The 20,861-nt window shown below is 55.8% G+C and carries 12 protein-coding genes; 5 read left to right on the top strand and 7 right to left on the bottom strand.

Annotation, left to right across the window (positions count from 1 at the left end; translation table 11 throughout):
* Positions 1-4: 4 nt before the first annotated feature.
* The 6 genes from K9N21_14550 to K9N21_14575 form a co-directional block, all read right to left on the bottom strand.
* Positions 5-763, bottom strand: a complete 759-nt coding sequence (locus K9N21_14550; protein MCF8145132.1) for an IPTL-CTERM sorting domain-containing protein — start codon at positions 761-763, stop codon at positions 5-7.
* A gap of 165 nt (positions 764-928) precedes the next feature.
* Positions 929-1,420, bottom strand: coding sequence for a hypothetical protein (locus K9N21_14555; protein MCF8145133.1), 492 nt, complete (start codon positions 1,418-1,420; stop codon positions 929-931).
* A gap of 165 nt (positions 1,421-1,585) precedes the next feature.
* Entirely contained in the window at positions 1,586-5,215 is a 3,630-nt protein-coding gene (locus K9N21_14560; GenBank protein MCF8145134.1) for an AsmA-like C-terminal domain-containing protein, read from the bottom strand.
* Positions 5,216-5,249: 34 nt separating this feature from the next.
* On the bottom strand, positions 5,250-5,456 hold the full coding sequence (locus K9N21_14565) for an SHOCT domain-containing protein (GenBank protein ID MCF8145135.1): 207 nt from the start codon (positions 5,454-5,456) through the stop codon (positions 5,250-5,252).
* Positions 5,457-5,607: 151 nt separating this feature from the next.
* Positions 5,608-6,240: a superoxide dismutase gene (locus tag K9N21_14570; GenBank protein ID MCF8145136.1), complete on the bottom strand. Its 633-nt coding sequence runs from the start codon at positions 6,238-6,240 to the stop codon at positions 5,608-5,610.
* 411 nt (positions 6,241-6,651) lie between these two features.
* Entirely contained in the window at positions 6,652-7,623 is a 972-nt protein-coding gene (locus K9N21_14575; protein ID MCF8145137.1) for a D-2-hydroxyacid dehydrogenase, read from the bottom strand.
* Positions 7,624-7,847: 224 nt separating this feature from the next.
* Between K9N21_14575 and polA the strand changes: the two genes are divergently transcribed.
* The 5 genes from polA to K9N21_14600 all read left to right on the top strand — a co-directional run bounded on the left by polA (position 7,848) and on the right by K9N21_14600 (position 19,327).
* On the top strand, positions 7,848-10,529 hold the full coding sequence (gene polA, locus K9N21_14580; GenBank protein ID MCF8145138.1) for a DNA polymerase I: 2,682 nt from the start codon (positions 7,848-7,850) through the stop codon (positions 10,527-10,529).
* A 539-nt stretch (positions 10,530-11,068) separates the two neighbouring features.
* Positions 11,069-14,188 carry an acyl-CoA dehydratase activase gene (locus K9N21_14585; GenBank protein MCF8145139.1) on the top strand — a complete coding sequence of 1,040 codons (3,120 nt, stop codon included), beginning with the start codon at positions 11,069-11,071 and terminating at the stop codon, positions 14,186-14,188.
* A gap of 255 nt (positions 14,189-14,443) precedes the next feature.
* Positions 14,444-15,805 carry a CoA activase gene (locus K9N21_14590; GenBank protein MCF8145140.1) on the top strand — a complete coding sequence of 454 codons (1,362 nt, stop codon included), beginning with the start codon at positions 14,444-14,446 and terminating at the stop codon, positions 15,803-15,805.
* A gap of 170 nt (positions 15,806-15,975) precedes the next feature.
* On the top strand, positions 15,976-17,481 hold the full coding sequence (locus K9N21_14595) for an Rne/Rng family ribonuclease (protein MCF8145141.1): 1,506 nt from the start codon (positions 15,976-15,978) through the stop codon (positions 17,479-17,481).
* Positions 17,482-17,503: 22 nt separating this feature from the next.
* The gene (locus tag K9N21_14600; protein ID MCF8145142.1) at positions 17,504-19,327 is read left to right on the top strand and encodes a M48 family metalloprotease; all 1,824 of its coding nucleotides are present in this window, start codon (positions 17,504-17,506) and stop codon (positions 19,325-19,327) included.
* A 203-nt stretch (positions 19,328-19,530) separates the two neighbouring features.
* Here the strand turns inward: K9N21_14600 and K9N21_14605 are convergent, their stop codons facing one another.
* Positions 19,531-20,718: a hypothetical protein gene (locus K9N21_14605; GenBank protein ID MCF8145143.1), complete on the bottom strand. Its 1,188-nt coding sequence runs from the start codon at positions 20,716-20,718 to the stop codon at positions 19,531-19,533.
* Between the last annotated feature and the right edge of the window lie 143 nt (positions 20,719-20,861).

A 20,861-nucleotide genomic window follows, 5' to 3' on the forward strand; every position in this document is an offset into this window, starting at 1 on the left:
GGGTTCAGATCTCTTCACGCCGGTTCTTCAATAAATGGGCCCCAGATGCCACGATGAGGGCCGCCAGAAAGATCATGCCCCACTCGTTCAGGGTCGGAATGGGTGGGATGACCGGCCCTTGATCGCCGGCCGCGATGGACTTACCGGGGACATCTTCGTAGGCCCACCCCGCGATCCGCCCCTCCGACCAGCCCGGGGGATCCCATGTCCCCTCAAAAGCGATCCAGCCATAATGGGTGTTGCCGTCGATCTGGAACCGGACCCCAAGGAAACCCTCCTGGTTGATAAAATTACCGACTCTATAAGAGGTAGTATATGTGTAGGTCCCTGCTGTGTGTATCCTATAAAAGACTCCTGCTGCCAGGTAGCCGTAATATGTCCACGCGCCCGCCATTCCCTGCGACACCATATCGCCCTGCTGGAGTCGATAGGGAACGGGATAGTGAGTCGAGCCAACCGCGCTGTTGCCCGTATTCCCTGTCAGTCCCATAAGTTGATTGGTGAAGAAAAGCGTCGTATTGGTACCGTAGTACTTGGAATAAACAGTTCCGTAATGCACAAAGGAAAAATCCCCAATCCCATCCCCGTTGAGGTCCACGGCTACGGGGGTATGGTCGCGATTGACCACGAGGTCCTTGGGGCCGCTCCAGTGGATGGCGGCCTGGGCAGGGGCGGTTACGGCCATGGCCGCCCCTGCTGCGGTGGCATAGGCAGCTGCATGTCTCAGACTTCCGGGCGGTAATGTGGATTTCTTCTTTGACATGGTTGGTCTCCCCGTTCAAAAGGATTGGCGATGCGGTTTATGGGCGGCGCGGGTTTGACACTATCCAGACCGGCACAGAAGAATTCCCCTATCAGATCGGGGGGCTCTTGTCAACCCGGTTCTTACGGGGCCTGGAATTTTCATTCGGGCGACACTCGTTCCGTTTTATCTGATCTCGACGCTCAGTTCCTGGACGATCTCTTCCCCGTCATGCGTTATCACCAGGCGGATGCCGTTTTTGCCTGCCGGGAGCGGACCGGGAAAGAGGCCTTTTCCGTTCTTGTCAAGCACCTCCTCACCCAAGGGCGTAAATGCCACTAAGCGGGCCGGAAAGATCTCTCTGGAAAACGGTGTTCCGTGGGGGATCGTGTCCGGGGGGATACCTTTTTTTATAGTCGCAGGGTCAATCCCCCGGAAGACAAAGATGCCATTGGGCCTGCCATTGTGAAGATAGCGTGTTTTGTTCCAGTCAATGGCCAGAGGTCGATCGCTTTTGCTTGTCACATCCAGGCGAAACGAGACAAAAAACCGTTTATCCCGCTTGAGCGGCTCGAACCGGACATCAAAAGAACGGTCTTCTCCCGTCTGAACAGGCGGGATGCTCGCCCAGTCCCTGGCGTCATTTGCCGGGGCGCAGGCCGTCAACATTGTCAACATTAATAGACCACGCCACCACCCTGTTTTCATCGTCTTTCCTCCTCAGCTGCCTAAAGTGCTAAAAATGACCTGATTGACCTAAACTTGAGAACTCAAGCACCCTAACGATCCTCCGACCTGAACTTCTCAATGCCTCAACTTCTGATCCTCTGTCCCCCTCATGCATCACTTAGGTATCATGGGCGTCAGTACCTTGATCGGGGCCTTCAGGGTTCGTTTCATGATTCCCAGTAAATCCGAGCCTAACATGGAGACCGGAAGATACGCCACCTTCGGATTTTCCACATCCCCGGTAACCTTGACCGCAACAGAGACAAGGGTGTCGTCCAGGATATACCCGATGACCGGCAGTATCCTCAGTACCCGGTCCACTGTCTTAAACGGCGCTGCGAAAACAGCAAGGTCCAGGTCCTGTTTCAAGAGATCAATATGACCGGTAGCGGCGATATTCATGGAAGAACCGTCCAACAGGGCATTTTCCACATAAAACTTCCCCTCCTCGAGGTGACCGTTCACTGTCATTGAATTGTAGGCGAATCCCCTGCTCCTCAGATCAGGGAGCCGGCCCGTGAAGATCTCGGTGATATTGAGGAGGGAGAATATTTTCATGAGAAGGCCGAAGCGATCAATGCGGCCGTCTTTTGAAACGAATTGGATCGGGCCGTTGAGGGATCGGATAAGTGTCTCTTCGGTCCCCTTCCCGGTTATATCCCCTTTAAAATCGAAGGTGCCGCTCATTTTTGTGGTGTCGCTTGCCAGGCAGTCGATGGTTGAGGCCAGATTTCCCCCTTTGACATCCGGCAGGACATGAACGCCCGTTTTCCCGGGGAATATCTCCACTGTCCCCGGCGTAGAGATGCCGCAGAGGGCCGCCTCCCTGACGGCGATGCGGATTACGCTTCCTTCCGAAGAGATGTCGCAGTTGAAGGGCTTCCATTCAAATTCCCCGTATGTAAGGCTGTTCAGTCTGATTTGAGCCGTTCCTTTGACCGGGACCGACCATCGGGTCGGATCCTTTCCTCCGGCGAATTTCCGATCCACCTTTTCCAATGCCGCCAGAACTCTTTTCAGATCAATACCATCGGCGGAGAGGTCGAGTTTGAAGAGAATCCCCTGTTCAGACATGTCGAGGTCGGCGTCCAACCCGATCCGCCGGTCGTCCAGGGCAAGGATGTTCGACTGGAATTCGAGCCTTTGCTGACTGGCGTGCAGCGAGAATCGATCCACGTGGGCAGGGAGATCCAACTGGCCGAGGCTGATATCTTCGCCCTCCAGATGCCCCTCGATGGTGGTTTCGATAGGGCTTTCCGGAATAATCCGCCCCCAGAGATCCCCCTTGATCCATCCGGTCAGCAATCTGTTTTCGATCAGGAGCGAATCCAGGCAGGTCTGTGTCAGATTTCCGGCAAAGCCGATGCCGATCGCATCTTGTCCCAGATCAAACCGGAAGGTGGCATCGGATGTGTCATCCATGATGCGGAGGCCCTCGATCTTGATAAACCTGGGGGTCCGGGTTCCGTTCAGGGAGATACGGGGGCCGTTCGCAACCATTAGCTCACCCTTAAAGGAGGTTTCCCTCTCCCCGTTCCATGTCACACGGGCCTCTGAAACCGCCACGGGAGGGTTGAGGCGGATATCTTCCGGCAGGGTGATGGTATCTGAAATAAATTGGAGGGCCGCCCGCCCGATGTCGCCGTCAATGACCGTCTCCAGGGTGTTGATCCCCTTGATATAGCCGGTGGCCCGACCGGACAGGTTCAGCCGGGCATCCAGCATGCCCATTCCGTTCCCCTCGAAGGCGATGGTATCGGCATCTGCCCTGGCAGTTCCTTTTGCAAGGGTCAGCGGACCGGGCAATCGTTTGGAAACCAGGGTCAGGTCTCTGATCTCTCCCTCTGTGTTGAAACGCCATGCCACAGGGTTGAAAAGCGGGCCGCTGATGGTCAGGGAATTTAACAGAAGGGAACCCTCCACACGGCTCAGGTCCTTGAGGCCCTTTTCAGTCCAATACAGGGAGGACAACCAGGGGAATATCTCCTTCAGGAGGATGGCGGTCGTGCCTCCTGTCATTTCCAGAAAGGGCGCTTTTCCTTGCCAGTCCAGCATGCCCGAGAGCCGGGCAATGGACGATCTTCCGATGTTGACCGCCATATCATGGGCCTTGAGGCTGCCGCTGTCATAAGAGAGGCGGCCACCCCTTGCCTGGAGGAGATAGGGGATGCCGCGGTATCTGGTGGTCAGGTGGAATTCAGAGGTCTCCACACGCACTGTCATCGATTCCGTGGTCCCGGCCAGAATGAGCCGGGCCGCAGCGTTCCCCTGGATGTGTTCTATGCGCCTCAGTTCCCTTTCAAACGGCCCACCCTGAATCAGTCCCTGGACAATGGGGAGGGCCTCTGCCAGGTCGGCCTGTATTGCCATGTCCAAGTGAAACGGACGGTTATGTCCGGTCAGGCCCAGTTTCAGACTTCCATTGTGGCCGCGAGCCTTCCCTAGCCTTGCCTGAAGGCGGGTCCCAATGAGAACGCCCTTGGAAATGGCGGCGTCACCTTTCACGTCAATAAGGTGCATGCCTGTTTCAGGCACGAAGACGTGGCCTTTCAAGATGCGGCCGCTGATATGGAGATGCGCCGGGTCTGCCAGATCAGCAGCCGCATCTGCCTGGGAGCTGATGGTGATCAAAGGGACCTCACCCCCGCGAACGATATCAAAGATGTCCCGCACGTCCGGGATGGTCCCCCCCAGGGTGAGGGCCGTATCTCGGACAGAAGGGACATCCACATCCTTGGCCTCCAGTCCCAGACGGACCCGGGGCGTCCGGCTGTCCATTGTTATCTCTCCGGAGAGGTCGAGACGGGGACTGTCAAGATGCAATTCGGAAAAAGAGACGGCTGCGCTGCCGGATTTTCGTTCCAAGGTCCCCTTGAACCGGGCACCCCTGAAGACCGAGGTCTTTTCCCCGCGCATCAGGGTGAAAGGGGACGCTGAACCCTGGATGTCTGCCTTGACCCCATGGTTCAGATCTGCCTTGAAGGCGAGTTCCAGCCCTGTTTCGTCATGGCCTAACTTGATCGGACCCCCGGGAATTAGGGAGGCCGGGAGGCGTAGGGGCCTGAGCCCCTTCAGGTCGATGCGGCCCTCGGCCTTGCGTGCAGCTGTATCCATCCGGATCTTCAGGGAGATATCCTCGCAGACGGCGGATTTACCGGTCAACTCAATGGCAAGCAGTTTTGATGACGATTCGCCCAGGAGCCGGATACGATCCACCCCCAGAAGCGTCTTACGGCCCCTTTTAAAGGTGATCTGCCCGTCTCGGACCAGAAGGGAGAGATCCTCCATCCCGGATATGGGAGGAGCCGGAAGGCCCGCTGCCTCGGTGGAGAGTCCTTCCATGGTCCATGTGCGGGAAGGCGCTTTTCCCCCGCCATCCGGCTGGGGTAGATCGACGGTGATACGAGGGGATTGTGCGGTGATACGGGCGATGTCCACCCTGCCGATCAGGAGGGACCAGACCTTCGGGTAGACGGTCACGGAAGGGATATCTGCCGAGGCCGTGCCGGGAATGGAGAGGCCCGCATTGCGAATCACCACATGGGGGTGTGGAAAAAAGGAGAAATCAAGAACTGCAAAGTGAACCCGGCCCCCGACCCTGCGGGAGAGGTGGTTCACGATTTCCCTCTTTACATATTCAGAATTGAGGAGCCGCGGCCCCAGCAGGATCAAGATGCCTGCCAGGAACAAAAGGACAGCGATGCTTCCTAAAATCCAAACCGTCAGCTTCTTCCGCGCTTTCATGGAAACCGGTGTCCTCAAAGGGATCATTCATCCGCTATTCCCCTTCCAGGATTCTTTCTTTCTGGGACTCGTATTGGTCTTTGGTGATCACTCCCCTGTCATAGGCCGATTTGAGATCGATCAATTCCTGGCCGGTTGTGGTGGTGCGGGACTTGAGTTCAGCACCGCCGCCGCCGCATCCCCACAGCCCAGCCCCGAAGACAAGCAGAATACATAAAATGAATGCTCTCAATCGTGTCATTCCATTTTTCCTCCCTTTCCATATGTCTCAGACTACCGATAAATATTGCCAAGCCGGTACATGTGTCAAGACAATTCGGCCTGTGCGGTGGGCTTCAGTTATTTCGAATATCCGCTCTTCGCACGGGTCGAAAATAATGGTTTGCGAATCCTCACTTTCCCATATTTTGGAGCGCAAACTCCCAGTTCACCAGATTATCGAGAATCCCCCGGACATAATCGGCACGGCGATTCTGATAATCCAGGTAATAGGCATGCTCCCATACATCTATTGTGAGAAGCGGCGTCATCCCTTTTGTAAAAGGGACATCGGCGTTTTGGGTCTTGACGATTTTGAGCTTCCCCTGCTCCAGGACCAGCCAGCCCCAACCGCTCCCGAACTGTGAAACAGCCGTGTCAGCGAACTCCTTTTTGCAGGCATCGACGCTGCCGAAGGCCTCCTCCATTTTTTGCTTGAGTGCAGCGGGCGGCTCGCCTCCGCCCTTGGGTGTGAGGCCTTGCCAATAAAAGGAGTGGTTCCAGAATTGGGCGGCGTTATTGAAGATAGCGGTTTTATCCTCCTTGCCGGAAGCCGTTTTGATAATATTCTCCAACGGCATATCGGCAAATTTTGTCCCTGCGATGAGCCTGTTCAATTTATCCATGTAGCCCCTGTGATGTTTCCCGTAATGAAAACTGATTGTTCTGGCGGATATGACCGGTTCCAGGGCATTTTCTGCATAGGGCAGGGGGGGCAGGGTATAGGGCGGGGGTGCTGCCTGCGTGCGTTGAAAGGCGCCCCCCATGGCAAGGGAGACAGCCGCGGCCGCAGACGCCACGAGAAAAGTACGACGATCGAGGTTGCAGGAAAAATCAATGCTGCTTTTTTTATCCATGTCCGTTCCTCCTTACAATATAAAAGATTGTTTATTGGCTTCCCGCATAACAAACACCGTTCCCGGGCGTCTTTATCATGTTCATGACGCGAAGGGGGCTTCCAGGAGTCGTGCATCGTCTTTTCCCGGATTAACTCACCGGGGGGGAAAACTCTTTGATCATCCGAAATCGTATTCCCGGTTTCCAACTTGCGTCAATGGGGCAAACGCCCTATTTCCATGAGCAAAAAACCTCAATGTGAGCCCACCGGAAAAAACACACAACACCAGGTTGAAGGCGCCCTGAACAGAAAGGCTGCGGTTGTCCAGGAATCGGGGTAATCACGATGAAATCACCGGATGATTGACCACATTACGGGGGCTGTGTTCGAGAAACGCCTTGACATTGTCCACTGCCGCGGACAGGAGCCGTTGCCTGGCGCTCTTGGTGGCCCAGGCGATATGAGGGGTGATGAAGCAGTTGGGGGCGTTAAACAGCGGACAGTCGGGACCGGGGGGCTCCTTCTCCAGGACATCGAGTCCGGCCCCTGCCAGGGCATGGGTGGTCAATGCCTCAACCAGCGCCGATTCATCCACCAGCGGGCCGCGGCTGGTGTTGATGAGAAAGGCGGTGGGTTTCATCTTTTGGAGCCGGTCCCGGTCGATCAGGTGATAGGTGTCGGGGGTCAGGGGGCAATGGAGGCTGATGACGTCGCTTTGTCGAAAGAGGGTGTCCAGATCCACCATTTGCACAGGATGCGGACAGGACCGGGGCGGGGTTATGTCCGAAGCCATGATCTTCATGCCCAAGGCCGCGGCCAAGCCGGCAGTGGCCAGCCCGATGCGGCCCAAGCCCACGATCCCGATGGTGAGGCCGTTCAGCTCGATGAGGGGATGATCCCAGAAGCAGAAGTCCTCTGAGCGGCTCCAGGCGCCCTCCCTTACCTTGTCGCTGTGGTCCGCCACATGATGACAGAGGTTCAGGAGGTGCGCAAAGACCATCTGGGCCACGGAAACGGTGCCATAGGCGGGCACATTGGTCACGGTGATGCCACGGCGGTCCGCGGCCGCTATATCCACCACGTCGTATCCTGTGGCCAGGAGCCCGATGTATTCAAGCCCGGGACTCTGTTCAATGGCGGCGGCCGATACGACAACCTTATTGGTAAGGAGGTTTCCGGCATCCCGTGATCGCTCGATGGTTCTCTCCGGGGGCGTCCGGTCGTAAACAGTGCAGTCGCCCAGGGCCTTCAAAGGGGCCCAGGAGAGATCTCCGGGGTTGAGTGTGTATCCGTCCAGGACCGTGATAACCATATGGCATCTCCTTGTTCATTGGCCGTATCCATGGCCCGATATGGAAGCTCAAAGCTCAAAGCTGAAAGGCAGGGGAGCCGGAGTCCGCCAGAGAGCTGAAAGCGGAAAGCTCAAAGTTGAAAGGGTGGGGTACTCCCCCCTCCACAACTGGACCATCCGGCTGAAAAACGCCATCCGTGAAATTAGTTCTTTCTGTTTTCGGCCTGTTGGAATATAATAAAATTATGTCAAAAGATCAATCAACCGTTTATTTCGTGGATGGCAGTTCCTATGTCCACCGGGCCTATCATGCCATTCGGGGTCTCGCCAATTCCAGGGGTTTCCCCACAAACGCCGTACTGGGCTTCACCAAGATGGTCCTGAAGCTTCTCGAAGAGAAGCAGCCTGCCTTTGTGGCCATCGTCTTCGATGCCAAGGGACCTACCTTCAGGCACGAGATGTATGAGGCCTACAAGGCAAACCGTCCTCCCATGCCCGATGACATGGCCGTTCAACTCCCCCCGTTGAAGCAGATCGTCAGATCCCTGGGGATTCAGTCATTCGAGATGGCGGGCTATGAGGCCGATGACGTCATCGGGACCTGGGCCAGAATCTGTGAAGCCGAGGGTCTGAAGGTGGTTATGGTAACGGGCGACAAGGATTTCAGACAACTGGTTACGCCCGATGCCTCCTTGTGGGATACCATGAAGGACCAGGTCACCAGTTATGATTCCATCAAGGCGGCCTACGGGTTTGAACCGGTCAAATTTATCGATGTCATGGGGCTGTCGGGAGACTCCTCAGACAATATCCCCGGCGTTCCGGGGGTGGGGGAGAAGACTGCGGTCCGCCTGATCCAGGAATTCGGGTCTTTTGAGGCCGTATTCGACCGGGTGGAAGAGATCACCCAGAAGAAACTGAAGGAGAGCCTGAAATCCTACCGGGATGAGGCGTTTCTGAGCAGACGTCTGGTGACCATCGATCGATTTGTGCCGCTTCAGGGGGATATTGAACAGCTCCGGCTGGGCGAACCGTCCGAAGCGGAACTGGCCGCACTCTTCAGAGACCTGGAATTCAGGGGATTGTGGGACCAGTTTGCGTCACCCCATAAAGGGGACACAGCCTATGGTCTCTGCCAGTCCATAGAAGATCTGGAATGCCTGGCCCAGGAGATCAGGACGGCGGGGATCGTGGCCGTGGACACGGAGACCACGGGACAGGACCCGCTTCAGGCCGGACTGGTGGGCATCTCCTTTTGCTGTCGCGAGAGAGAGGCCGCCTATCTCCCGTTGGCGCACTGCTATCTGGGCTGCCCGGAACAGGTGGATTGGGTCGCGGCCCTCCCGGTATTGAAAGGGATACTGGAAGACGATAAGATCCTCAAGATCGGCCAAAACATCAAATATGATGCCGAGGTTCTCAAGCAGCACGGGGTGGCGCTGAAGGGGATCCACTTCGACACCATGATTGCCTCCTACGTGATCAACCCGGGTATCCGGCAGCACAATCTCGATTATCTGGCCCAGCATTACCTGAACCATAAGATGATCAGTTACCAGGAGGTGACCGGCAAAGGGAAGAACGCATGTTGTTTTTCCCAAGTGGAGATCCGGAAGGCCTGCGAGTATTCGTGCGAGGATGCGGATATCGCCTTCAGGTTGAAGGGGATCCTCGGGGATAGGTTGCGCTCTGAAAAAAATGAAGATCTCTTCTATGGACTTGAAATGAAGCTCCTCCCGGTGCTCATGGATATGGAAATGGCCGGGATCCGAATCGATGCTGGATTTTTCAGAGAGATGTCGAGACGCTTTGCACAGGAGATGAAGAAGATAGAACAGGCTATTTTTGCCGAGGCCGGCATGCCCTTCAATATCAACTCGCCCCAGCAGCTGGGCTTCGTGTTATTTGAGAAACTTGGACTTCCGTGCCAGAAAAAGACCGCCAAGAGCGGGCACTATTCCACCGATGTGAGGGTCCTGAAGATGCTGGCGATCTCAAACTACACCATCCCCAGCCTCCTCCTTCGCTACCGGACCCTTTCCAAACTGAAATCCACCTATCTGGATGCCCTGATCAGGCTGGCCGATCCGTCCACCGGGCGGATCCACACCTCCTACAACCAGACGGTCGCCGCCACCGGGCGGTTGAGCAGCAGCAACCCGAATCTGCAGAACATCCCTGTGAAGGGAGAGGAGGGGAGGGAGATCCGGAAAGGATTTGTGGCGGAAAAAGGGCATTGCCTGGTGGGGGCCGACTACAGTCAGATCGAACTGAGGGTATTTGCCCATTATTCGGAAGATGAAGCGTTTATTGAGGCATTCCGAAAGGATCAGGACATCCATACACGGACCGCTTCAGAGATTCTGGGGAAGGCGCCCGAGGGGGTGACGCCCGAAATGCGGCGGGTGGCCAAGGCCATCAACTTCGGCATTATCTACGGCATGGGTCCGCGGAAATTGAGCGAGGAACTTGGCATCGATCAGAAGACGGCCAAGGATTATATCGCCGCCTACTATGATCGTTACCAGGGGGTGAAGCGATATCGTGAGGAAATGATCCGGAGGGCGTGCGAGAAGGGCTATGTGACCACCCTGTTCAACCGGAGGCGGTATCTGCCCGATGTCGAGCACGCCAACAGCCGGATCCGTTCGGAGGCGGAACGGATGGCCGTCAACACCCCTATCCAGGGGACGGCCGCCGACCTGCTCAAACAGGCCATGATCCGCATCCATGAGCGGCTGGACAAAGAGGGATTCCACACCCGGATGCTTCTCCAGGTCCATGACGAGCTGGTCTTTGAGGCCCCGCTGGACGAGACGGCCCGGGTCATCCCGATGATCCGGGAAGAGATGGAAGGGGTGTATCCCTTGAAGGTTCCCCTCAAGGTGGATATTCATCAGGGGGCGAATTGGGATGAGGCGCATTAGGCTCTTTGTCTGTAACTTCTCTGCAACGTGCGAAGAAGTTTTCCCGTGGGGGTCTCTGCTCAAGAGCTGCAAAAACCGAATACAGCTCCTGGGAACGGCAGCAAGGCTTTACAATACAGTCTGTTCCAGCCCCAAGAACAGTCTTTCATGGGACGGTATGTCCTTGCTGCCTTTCCGTAAACATTATTCGGAGCCCGGGGGCGGCCGCCGAACCATACGACCGCATTTTATTGCAGCTCTTGGGCAGAGACCCCCACGGGCGTCCTCTGGGACTTGGGTGAAACCTGTTTGGTTGCGGCCGTCAGGCCGCCTTAGGAGTGACCCGAAGTGCATGAAGGGAGCGAAACAACGGACGAATAAAACCGGATAACCGCAACCAGCCCGGCAACCCTGATAAATGAAAACCCTTTTCTCCGGCCGCATCATATGGTAATTTGCTGACCGGTCGCGGGAGAGCCAAGGGGAAAGAGGGGTATCAACGGTGTTATCTTGCGGAAACAAGCCGTCAGGAGAGGATTTTTATTTGAGCCGTGAAGACAATGGGACATAAGCCAAAAACAAGGACGCAGGATTTACAGAAATTGTACGTGGGTATTGACGCGGGATCCGTCAGCATCAATTGCATGGTCATCGATGACCGGCGTAAGATCGTTTTTGAGGCCCCCTACGGCCGGCATCTCGGGAGGGTCGATGAAGGCGTCATGGCCCTTGTTCGGGGGTTATACGAGCGGTTCGGCGAAGAGACCATCCAATCTGTATCCTTTACCGGAAATCATGGAAAAGAGTTGAGTGGGCGATTGGGGGCCTTTTATGAGTTCGAGACCATCAGTCAGGTCTTGGGCGCTACGTTTGTAAGGCCGAATGTCAGGACGGTCATCAGCATGGGGGGGCAGGAGACGGCCCTGTTTCAGATCACCCATCCCTCCACAGGGGGTGGATCAGGGGAGACCGGTTGGGAGTTGGAGTATTTCAATACCAACGGCCCTTGCGCCTCCGGCACCGGGTCTTTTATCGACCAGCAGGCCCAGCGACTCGCTACCGCCATATATGAGGAAAAAACAGACATTTCCCAGGACCAGATCGACCGGATCCTCACCGATTTTATCCGTCTCGGCGTCACGAGTACAACCCCCGCCAATGTGGCGTGTCGCTGCACCGTGTTTACCAAGTCCGATATGATTCACCTCCAGAATAGGGGGGAGAGGCTGGAGGACATCATCTTCGGCCTGCACGTGGGAAATGCCCGGAATTACATGAGCACCATCGTTTCCAACCGGGTCCTTGCGGAGCCGATTCTGTTTGTGGGAGGGCTCTCTCTGAACGCGCTTCAGGTAAAGGCCTTCAGGGCCTATTTTCCGGATTTGATCGTGCCGTCTCACAACACCTCCATCGGCGCCCTGGGCGTCGCTTTACAGGCCCTGGCGTCGCAGGACGCAGGCCTCAGTGCAGCCAAAAACAGCCGGGTGACACCGGGCATGCTGGAGGAACTTAAGACCAGTCGAAAGATATCCGTCCCCATTGCGCCGAGGCTGGCGCTTCGGGAGACCGTCTTCCCCGATTCCAACGAGATCCCGAATAGACCCTTTGGGAAAACGCCCCGGGTCTGCCTGGGAGTCGATATCGGCTCTACGACCACCAAATATGCCCTGATCGATGAGGCAGGCGAGATCATTCATAAGAACTATGTGCCCACCCAGGGAAAGCCGATCGAGGTAACCCAGGGACTCCTCACCTATTTGCGGGACCGGGTGGGCCGGAAGATCGACATCGTGGGGACCGCCACCACCGGTTCAGGCAGAAACGTGGTGGGGGATTTTCTGAATGTGGATCTCATTATTGACGAGATCACCGCCCACGCCAGAGGTGCGGTGGAGATCGACCGGGAGGTGGACACCATCTTCGAGATCGGGGGACAGGATTCCAAATATGTCTATATCGCCAACACCTATCCCCTCGATTTTGATATGAACAAGGTCTGCGCGGCCGGCACCGGAAGCTTTCTCCACGAACTGGCCAACAAATACGGCATCAATATTGTGGGGGAATTCCAGGAGATCGCCCTTTCTTCGGAGGCGCCCGTCAGATTGGCGGAGCGGTGCACGGTCTTCATGGAATCGGACCTGGTTTCCTATCACCAGAAAGGGGTGCAGCGGAACGACCTCATCGCGGGGTTGTGTTATGCCATTGTCTACAATTATCTGAATCGGGTGGTGGAGAAGCGGAAGGTCGGACAGCGGGTCATGTTTCTGGGGGGGCCGTCCCTGAACAAGGGGGTGGTGGCGGCCTTTGAAAATGTTCTGGGGCGTCCTGTTGTGGTGCCCAAGCACCGGGAGGTCCTGGGGGCCTATGGGGCCGCCCTCAGCGTTCAGGAAATGATGCGGCTTGAAAAGAGGGGCCAAACCGGCTTCAGGGGCCTGGACAGCGCCATCAATGACCGCATGGAGTTCACAGAAAAGATCTGCCATGCGGATCCCAATTGTCACAACCAGTGCAAGCTCAAGATCTATGATTTCGATGGCCGGCGAAGCGTGTGGGGCGGTGAGTGCGGCCGGTATGAACTGACGCGGGCCAGGGGGGGCGCAAAACCGGATTTCTTTGCCCTGAGACAGGAGATATGGGAGACCTATATGGCCGGGGTCTACCATGAACTGACGGATGGGCCTTTGATGGAGATCGACGGCCGTCAGACCATCGGGATGCAGCGGGCCCTGTACGGGCACCAGAACGCCGTTCTGTGGGCCCATTTTTTTGACAGACTGGGATACCGGCTCGTCCTGACGCCCCCCACCAATGCCCACATCTCAAAGGTGGGGATCGAGACCATGGTGGCCGAGACATGCTACCCGGTAAAGGTCTCTCACGGCCATGTGAAAGCGCTGATCAAGAAGACGGCCTATCTCTTTATACCGAGTATGATCGACATGGCCACCCCGACGCCGGATGAAAAGGGGTCTTTGTGTCCCATGGTTCAGGCCAATTCGTATATGGTCCGGATGGCCCTGGGCCTGGATCCTTCGACCATCCTGAATCCGGAGATCCACCTCAAACACGACCTTGATACCCTCGCCCTGGAGCTTACGGATCAGTTGAAATCCAAGCTCGGGGTGAGCCGGAAACATATCCGGGAGGCCCTTGCGTACGGTCTTGAAAGAGAGGCCCGGTTCAGACAGGCCCTTTACAGGAAAGGTTCGGAGATCCTGAAGGACCATGACCCTGAAATGCCGATGGTGGTGGTAACGGGCCGGCCGTACAATCTCTATGATGAGCGATTGAATCTGAGGTTGGGAAAAAACCTGGGCAAGATCGGCGTATCGGCCCTGCCGATGGATTTCGTGGATGTGTCCTCAGTGGATTTGTCGGACTTCCCCTCCATGTACTGGGGTTTGGGGGCCCAGATTCTGAGGACTGCGAAGGCGGTGGAACGCCACTCCTCCTGCTTCGGTCTTCATCTGACCAATTTCGGGTGCGGTGCGGACTCCTTTCTGGAGCACTTTTACCGGCACATCATGGGCGATAAGCCGTATCTGATCCTGGAACTGGACGAGCACAGCGCCGTGGCCGGGGCCATGACCCGGCTCGAGGCCTACAAGAATGTGATTGAAAACAGTCTGCAGAAACAGAAGACCGGCCGTGGGGCAGATCTGAAGATGGCAAATTAATGTTAGACTCCGATGAATGCGGATTGTCCCAAACGAAAGTGAAAAGTGAGTTGCGCCTGCCGGGATGAAGGAATCCTGGAACTTGGGACTTCGCCCCAATCCTTTGTGTGCTTTGTGCCTTTGTTTACCCCGTAGCTTCGGAAAATGGTACTGGGGTGTGAGTCCCGCGGTGGCGGGATTGGTTGCGGGTATCCACTTTAGACACTTTAGTCACTTTAGCTCACTTTAGTCACTTCTTTCTTGTAAGGATTTGTGATGGAATCAGCAAAAATTATCGATTTCCAGTCCTTTTCCCAAAAAGTAGGACGATTCAATCTCAAAGACAAGAGCTGTCTGATCCCCGAGATGAACCGGATCGGCTGTCACCTTTTGGCCGCGGTGTTCAGGGGGTTCGGGATCCGTGCCCGGGTGATGAAGACCTGCAAGGGGCAGGATCTGGGGATGCAATACACCTCGGGCAAGGAGTGTTATCCCTGCCAGATCACCACCGGGGATATCCTCTACGCCATGAAGGAAGAAAAAAAACGACTGGGGGACGCGTTTAATTCGGAGGATTATATCTATTTCATGCCCGAGGCGGACGGCCCCTGCCGTTTCGGGATGTACAACAAATACCAGCGCATTGTCCTCGATTCCTTTCCCGAATTGGAGGGGCTGAAGATCGGCGCCCTGTCCACGAAAGACGGATACTCTCTGGCCGGGATCATCGATGACAGCCGGGTCAGGGACCTCAGGAAGACCGCCTATTTTTCCCTGGTGGTGGGGGATATCCTCGACCGGCTCCTCTGGCGGATCAGGCCCTATGAAAAGGCGACCGGCGCGAGCGATGCATTTATGGAACGCTCGATGCATCTTATGGAGGATGCCTTTGAGCGGTTCGGCCCTGACAAGGATTTTGAAAGCATCCTCAAACAGCTGGAAACGGTGATAGAAGAAGGAAAGGGTATCGTCGATCCTGAGATTCCCCAGAAGCCCCTCATCGGGATCGTGGGAGAGATCTATCTGAGGACCCATGTCCAGGCCAATCAGGATGTGATTCGCGTGCTGGAGCGATATGGGGCTGAGGTGGTGAACGCCTCTATTGCGGAGTGGGCCAATTATACGAGTTATGACCGGCTGAGAGAGGCCAAGGCCCGGTTTCGCCTCTCCTTGAGGCAGTTTCATTTCGGACCGCTGAAGAACTTTCTGAAGGAGATGGTGGGGTACGGCGGGGATTATTACTACCAGAAGTCCCGGCAGAAGAAGATCTATCAGCACATACATCCTCTGATCGATCTAGCGGAAGATCATGAAATCGGGCACCTTGAAGAGATCCTGAAGGAAAAAGACCTGTTCAGCTTTGAGGTGGGGACAGAGGCCTGTCTGAGCATCTCGGGGATTGTGGCCTATGCGAGGGAGGGATACAACGGGGTGGTGAATGTCTACCCCTTTACCTGTATGCCGAGTACCATTACTTCGGCGATTGTCAAGCCGATCATGAATGACCTAGGGGTCCCTTACTTGGACACCCCTTATGACTCGAGCGTGCAACCCGGAAGAGAGGCGGCGATCCGGACCTTTATGTACCAGGCCGAGCAGCACTTCAGGCGGAATGGAAGGGAAAAGAAGAGTGCCTGAAATTCCTAAAGTGATCTAAAGTGCCTAAAGTTATGAAAACGGAGGGTTTATTAAAGTTGGGTGGTCGTTGGGGTCTTTTAAGTCCTTTGGGTCCTTTTTAATCAAGCCAGACAAGTCTCTTTACCGTGGCCGAGAGCCACCCGAATAAAGGAGGAAGAATTACGGCACAGATGGCAATACGCAAAATGCTGATTAATGCAGTGGAGGCGGAAGAATACAGGATCGCGGTGATCAAGGATGGATTGCTGGATGGATACTATATTGAAACCGCCAGCGCAGAGCAGAAGACCGGAAATATCTATAAAGGGGTGGTGGAACGGATAGAACCCAGTCTTCAGGCGTGCTTTGTAGATTACGGGGGCGGGAAGAACGGCTTTCTCTCCGCCGGAGACATCCATCCGGAGTACTACCAGGCCGGACAGGGGCCCACCCAGGAGCGGTCTTTTCCCCGCATTGAAAAGGTCCTTAAGAAGGGACAGGAACTTCTTGTCCAGGTGACCAAGGAAATGCCGGGGCACAAAGGCGCCCAGTTAACCACCTATCTCTCTTTGGCCGGACGATACCTGGTCCTGATGCCGGGGAGTAAGGGGGGAGTGTCAAAGAAGATCGAGGACGAAGAGGAACGGCTCCGGCTCAAGTCGATCATGGGAGGATTTAATCTGCCCGAGGGCGTCGGATACATTGTCAGGACGGCTGCACTGGGTCAGAACAAGAATGAACTCTCCAGAGATCTTAACCGGCTCCTGAGGATCTGGAAAAACATCAAGCAGAACGTGCAAAACGCCCCATCCCTTTCCATCGTACACAAGGAGCAGGATGTCTGCCTCAGGACGCTGAGGGACTATTTTACCAGCGAAATTGATGAAGTGCTGGTGGATGACAAAGAGACCTTCGCCAAGGTCAAACGGTATATGAAGATCATTTCCCCACGGCACCAGCGAATCGTCAAGCTGTATAAGGAAAAACGTCCCATCTTTGCCCAGTACGAAATCGAGCGGCAGATCGAGTCTATCTATCAGAGCCGGGTGCCCCTGAAATCAGGGGGATCCGTCGTAATAGATCCCACTGAGGCATTGATTGCCATCGATGTGAATTCGGGCCGGTCAAGAACCGGGAAAGATGTGGAAACCACGGCCTTCAATACCAATGTCGAGGCGGCTCAGGAGATCGCGAGACAGCTCCGTCTGAGGGATATGGGTGGATTGATCGTCATCGATTTCATCGACATGAGAGACAAAAAGCACAATCGAGACGTGGAGAAGATGCTGCGGGATGTGACAAAGGATGATCGGGCCAAGATCAGCATCTCCCCAATCTCCAAGTTCGGGCTTCTGGAACTTTCACGACAGCGGCTGAGGCCCTCCATCGAATCCATGAGCTACCAGAAGTGCAGTTACTGTGAAGGACGGGGCATTGTGCCCTCTGTGGAAACCGCGGCCTTATCATTTCTGCGTCGCATCCGGATGGGCGTCTCCCGCAAGGGGATTGCCCAGGTAAAAGGATGCCTCAGCCTGGAGGTCGCCACTTACCTCCAGAACAAAAAGCGGAAGGACCTGGCTGAGTTGGAATCCCGTTACGGCGTAGACATTACCCTGGCGGCCGATGCCGCCATCCCTCCCGGGGGCGGCAATCTGGAATTTTTAAAGGAATGCCGCGTCCCTGACGCTGATCTCTAAGCCCAGTCGCCTGTTTCACGACATGTTCAATAACATCATCTACTTCATCGTCGTCCTCCTGATTTTCAACGTCAGCTATGCCGATTCCCCGCCGGAGGATCTCATCCTCGGCACCCTGATGCCCCTTGTCTTGAGCTGGCTCATTTTCGCACTATACACCGCCAGGATGTTCCGTGGCCTGCTCCAACGCGTCCGGGAGGCGGGCCGGGTGGACGGGGCCATGACGGACCGGTATCAGCGGCTGAATGTCCGGCTTTCGGTCATGGCCATATTCCTGTTCGCACTGGCCGTCTATTTTTTTCACCTGAAACAGTGGCTGTCTCTGATTCCGGGGTTCAGGAGTTTTTCCGTGCTGCAGGGGGCCCTGGCCCTGACCCTCTTCCTGTTCTATCTCTGCACCATCTGGTATTTCGGGTATCCCGCATACCGGGCCATTTTCCAGGTGGACATTCCCCGGCGATCCTTTATCCGGTCGCAGCTCCGATTTAATCTCCCCATCCTCTTCCCGTGGCTGATACTTTCCTTTGTCTATGATCTCCTGGCCCTGAGCCCCTGGCCCGGGTTGAATGCATTCATGAACAGCGCCTATGGTCAGATGATCTTCTTCGCCGCGTTCATTTCCCTGTTAATGGTGATCCTCCCCAAGGTTATCCAGCGCTGGTGGGGATGCATGCCGCTGGCGGGATCTGAAAAGGCGGATCTGCTCAGGGGGTTTCTCGCGGAGAAGGGGTTCAGATACCGTGGTCTCCTCAGGTGGCCGATCTTCGAGGGCCGGATGATGACTGCCGGCATCATGGGCATCGTGCCCCGATATCGCTATCTCCTGGTCTCCGATTCTCTCCTGGAAGCCCTTTCCGTAGACGAACTCAAGGCCGTCTTGGCCCATGAAATGGGACATGCCAGGTATCGCCACCTCCTTTTTTATGTTCTTTTTTTTGTCGGGTTCATGGCCCTCTCTTTCGGATTGGCCGACATTTCCATCTACCTGGCCTCTCTGCATCCCGGGTTTATTGAGTTGATCGCCGGGGATGACACCCGGTCCGTGAGCCTGCTGTATGTGATTGTCTCTTTTCCGATGCTGATCTCCCTGCTCGTCTATTTCAGGTTTGTCATGGGGTTCTTCATGCGCAATTTTGAGCGACAGGCCGATCTCTATTCGGCGGCTGTTATGGGGACCCCGATATTTACCATCCGTTCTCTTGAAAAAATCGCCTTTCTCAGCGGAAAGAGCAGAGACCTCCCCAGCTGGCACCATTTCAGCATCAGACAGAGGGTCGAGTTTCTGGTGAAGGCCCATCAACAGCCGGGTTTGGCCAAACATCACCACCGGTTTGTCCTGATCTCTTTTCTGATTTACCTCGTCTGTATCTCTGCCCTCGGGTATCTCCTCAATTTCGGGCCGGTCAAGCGCCACATGAGCTACAGCCTTATCGAAAAGGCCATCCACCAGCAGCTCATAAAAGAGCCCCGCAACGTCGATCTCTACCTGAGCCTTGCCATGATGTACCAGCAGATGGGAAAGGAGAGGGAGACAGCGGACATCTATGAGAAGGCTATCGCGTTGGACCCATATCGGGCCGTGGCCCTGAACAATCTGGCCTGGCTTCTGGCCACGACCGCGGAGGAAGGCCTGAGGGATCCGGAACGGGCGATCGATCTGGCCAGGAGGGCGGTGACATTGGAGCGGTCCCCCGGCTTTCTGGACACCCTGGCAGAGGCCTATTTTGCGAAAGGCCGCATAGAAGAGGCCATGCGCACCATCCAGGAGGCCCTGTCAGTGGCAACGGAGAACAGGGGGTACTATGAGAAGCAGCTCAAGCGGTTTCAGGAAGGGAGCAGGGAGTAAGGAGCAGGGAGTAAGGAGGGAGGAGTTAGCAGTAAGGAGTAAGGAGTAGACAGCAAGAAGGGAGAAGGAGGATGTCGGGAGTAAGAGAATGGCATGGGGGGAGCTTGGCTGATCACAGGCCGGGAGAACAGGGGCGAAGACTCTTGAAATGTAGCGGTCTCCGCCCCCGGCTCATGTGAGGTTACGGAAAAATCACCCCCGAATCAGAAATCGTCAAAACCCGTATCATCCATGGGGATAACCGCTTTTGGGTTTTCCTGTCGTGAAGACGACCTCCATCTTTCCCGGTTTTCGGGGGCGATCAGGATGGGACGGGCTTGCTGCCGCGGATTCCCGCGATCCCGTTCACCGACATCCTTTCGGGTCCGGGCCTGTACATGGGCCCCCTCATTTCTGCTGGTCTCTTGTCCGCCCACCAGCGAAACCAACTCGTTCACAAAGGCCTTCATCTGCTCGGCCTGGGCCGTGAGTTCTTCAGCAGCGCTCGCCGACTCCTCTGCACCGGCGGCGTTTTGCTGTGTCACCTTGTCCATATCGGCCACCGCAGTGTTCACCTGATCGATTCCCTGGGCCTGCTCGTGGGAGGCCGCAGCGATTTCCGAGATCAGTTCGGCCACCTTGGCAGCGCTTTCAGCCACCTGTGAGAACGCCTCATTGGTCCGGTCCACAATCCCGGATCCCTCGCCGACCTTTTTTCCGGTATCCTCGATCAGCTTCGCCGTATTCTTGGCAGCGTCTGCCGCCCTTAAGGCCAGGTTTCGGACCTCATCCGCCACCACGGCAAATCCGGCCCCTGCCTCCCCGGCACGGGCCGCCTCCACGGCCGCATTCAAGGCCAGCAGGTTGGTCTGAAAGGCGATTTCGTCGATGGTCTTGATAATCTTTGAGGTCTCTTCACTGGCCTTGGATATCTCACTCATGGACCGGGTCAGTTCCGTCATGGACGCATTGGCACTCGCCACCACCGATTTTGCCTCATCCATAAGCTGGTTGGCCTGGCTGGCATTGTCCGCATTCTGCCGGGTCATGGAGGCCATTTCTTCGAGAGAAGAAGAGGTTTCTTCCAGGGAGGCCGCCTGCTCGGAGGCCCCTTCGGCCAGGGATTGGCTGGATCCAGCCACCTGATTAGAGGCAGACGCCACCTGATCCGAGGCCTCGGATAATCCCGTAGTGGTTCTGGTGAGCACCCGGGTCAGGGACCTGGCAGTAAATATGCTGACGACAATGCCCAGGATGGATGCGGCAAGAATGACGGCTAAAATCAGCCGAAAATATCCCCTCACCTTTCCAAAAAACTGGCTGGTGCCCTCATTTGCCCTGGCCTTGACCTCCTCAAGGCCCTTTTCGATTCCGGTGAGAATGGAGTTCTGAAGGGCATGTACTTGTTGCATGTTCTTAACCGAAATTCGTGGCCAATTTCATTTTCAGGGCCGAAATCAGGCTATTCTTAAAATCGGCATCTAATAATTTCAATAGGTTATGTTATCCATAAAGGATGTAGTGCCAAAAAATGATCACCAGGGCTTGACTCGGG

The sequence above is a fragment of the Deltaproteobacteria bacterium genome (genome assembly GCA_021737785.1).
Taxonomy (GTDB): domain Bacteria; phylum Desulfobacterota; class DSM-4660; order Desulfatiglandales; family Desulfatiglandaceae; genus AUK324.

Excerpts from the sequence above, each read along its gene's own strand:
- K9N21_14600 (MCF8145142.1), top strand. The coding sequence starts at position 17,504 with ATGTTCAATAACATCATCTACTTCATCGTCGTCCTCCTGATTTTCAAC.
- polA (MCF8145138.1), top strand. The coding sequence starts at position 7,848 with ATGTCAAAAGATCAATCAACCGTTTATTTCGTGGATGGCAGTTCCTAT.
- K9N21_14585 (MCF8145139.1), top strand. The coding sequence starts at position 11,069 with ATGGGACATAAGCCAAAAACAAGGACGCAGGATTTACAGAAATTGTAC.
- K9N21_14555 (MCF8145133.1), bottom strand. The coding sequence starts at position 1,420 with ATGTTGACAATGTTGACGGCCTGCGCCCCGGCAAATGACGCCAGGGAC.
- K9N21_14590 (MCF8145140.1), top strand. The coding sequence starts at position 14,444 with ATGGAATCAGCAAAAATTATCGATTTCCAGTCCTTTTCCCAAAAAGTA.
- K9N21_14575 (MCF8145137.1), bottom strand. The coding sequence starts at position 7,623 with ATGGTTATCACGGTCCTGGACGGATACACACTCAACCCCGGAGATCTC.
- K9N21_14560 (MCF8145134.1), bottom strand. The coding sequence starts at position 5,215 with ATGAAAGCGCGGAAGAAGCTGACGGTTTGGATTTTAGGAAGCATCGCT.
- K9N21_14570 (MCF8145136.1), bottom strand. The coding sequence starts at position 6,240 with ATGGGGGGCGCCTTTCAACGCACGCAGGCAGCACCCCCGCCCTATACC.
- K9N21_14565 (MCF8145135.1), bottom strand. The coding sequence starts at position 5,456 with ATGACACGATTGAGAGCATTCATTTTATGTATTCTGCTTGTCTTCGGG.
- K9N21_14605 (MCF8145143.1), bottom strand. The coding sequence starts at position 20,718 with ATGCAACAAGTACATGCCCTTCAGAACTCCATTCTCACCGGAATCGAA.
- K9N21_14550 (MCF8145132.1), bottom strand. The coding sequence starts at position 763 with ATGTCAAAGAAGAAATCCACATTACCGCCCGGAAGTCTGAGACATGCA.
- K9N21_14595 (MCF8145141.1), top strand. The coding sequence starts at position 15,976 with ATGGCAATACGCAAAATGCTGATTAATGCAGTGGAGGCGGAAGAATAC.